1 protein-coding gene is annotated in these 1,496 nt (G+C 70.4%); it reads right to left on the bottom strand.

Features of this window, described 5'->3' with window-relative positions; all coding sequences use genetic code 11:
* Nucleotides 1-1,323, bottom strand: a 1,323-nt coding sequence (locus tag E2E34_RS34195; RefSeq protein WP_138905701.1) for a PP2C family protein-serine/threonine phosphatase, incomplete at its 3' end; no start/stop codon positions are given.
* Between the last annotated feature and the right edge of the window lie 173 nt (nucleotides 1,324-1,496).

Below are 1,496 nucleotides of genomic sequence, written 5' to 3'. Positions count from 1 at the left end.
ACCCACGGGTGCGGCATCGGCGGTGGGAACGGACAGGGCCAGCACGGCAACATCGTCACGTTCGGTGTCGGGCAGGGTGTCCAGCAGCGCCACGGTGTCCTCGATGAGGGCGGCCGCGCTGATCGGCCGCCGGCGCTTGGCCAGGAAGGCCGCCAAACCGTCTTCGGCGAGCATCTCGCCGTCTGCGGTGCGCGCCTCGGTCAGCCCGTCGGTATACAGCAGCAGTCCCTGTCCGGGCTCAAGGCGGAGGGTGCGTGAGGCGAAGGTGGCTTCGGCGAACGCGCCGACCAGCATGCCTCCCTTGGCACGGACCTCCTCGACCCGCACACCGGAACCATCGATGGGTCTGAGGTGGTAGGCGGGAGGGTGGCCGCCGGTGGCGACCTTGACGGTGAAGCCGTCGCCTGCGGACGGTTCGATCATGCCGATGACGGCGGTGCAGAAACGGGTGCCGACCGCGGCGTCCAACAGCAGCGCGGTGTTCAACGCCTGGAGAGCAGCCGTCGGGTCGGCGTCGACCAGTGCCGCGGCCCGCAGCGTGTAGCGGGTCAGCGAGGTGATCGAGGCGGCTTCGGCGCCCTTGCCGCACACATCCCCCAGGAAGAACGCCCACCGGCCTCCGCCGACGGGAAAGACATCGTAGACATCCCCGCCCACTTCCTGGGGGGAAGCGGTCTTGTAGTGACACGCCAGCTCCAGCCCGGGCACCGCCGGCAGCACCGGAGGCACCAGCGTCCGCTGCAGCGTGGAAGCGAACTCGGTGATCGCCGCCTTGTCCCGCTCGGCCCGCTGACGTGCCTCTTCCTCCGCCTGGCGGCGCTCCTGCTCGGCCTTGCGGCGTTCTTGTTCGGCGCGCACCGCGTTCAGCGCGGACAGCCGCAGCTCCAGCTGGTCGCGCACCATCGCCGCCAGGTCCGCCAGGGTGTCGGCATCCGCCTCATCCAGCTCGCGGGGGCGGGTGTCCAGGACGTTGACCGTACCCAGGCGATGCCCGTCGGCGGTGATGATCGGAGCAGCGGCGTAGAACCGCACCCCCATCGGACCGGCGACCAGGGGGTTGGAGCAGGCGACCGGATCGGCCAGGGTGTCGGGGATGACCGTGGTGTCATCCCGGAGCACCGCCGAACCGCACAGTCCCGGATCCCGGCCGATCTGGGTGACGCCGTCCAGCCCGTGCGCGGCCTTGAACCAGATCCGGTCCTCGTCCACGATCGTCACGGTCGCCACCGGCATGTCGAACAGACGCGCGGCCAGCGCCGCGACCCGATCGTAGGCGCCGTCCGGTGGGGTGTCGAGAATGTCGTAGCGGCGCACCGCCGCCATCCGCGCCGCCTCCGCCGACACCGCAAGCGAGGGCCCGCTCGGCGCTATGACAGGCGCACTGACTTGCCTCGTCTCATCTTCCCCCCACAGGAAAAGCGACCGCCAGACAGCCGACGCCTCAAGCACCCTACTCAACACGCCTCAGTCTCCCGGCCCCGAGAACGTCCTCCCCC

The organism is Streptomyces albidochromogenes, from assembly GCF_005981925.1.
Classification (GTDB): domain Bacteria; phylum Actinomycetota; class Actinomycetes; order Streptomycetales; family Streptomycetaceae; genus Streptomyces; species Streptomyces albidochromogenes.
The sequence above is the reverse complement of the archived record's forward strand: the minus strand, read 5'-3'. Positions and strand labels throughout refer to the sequence as shown.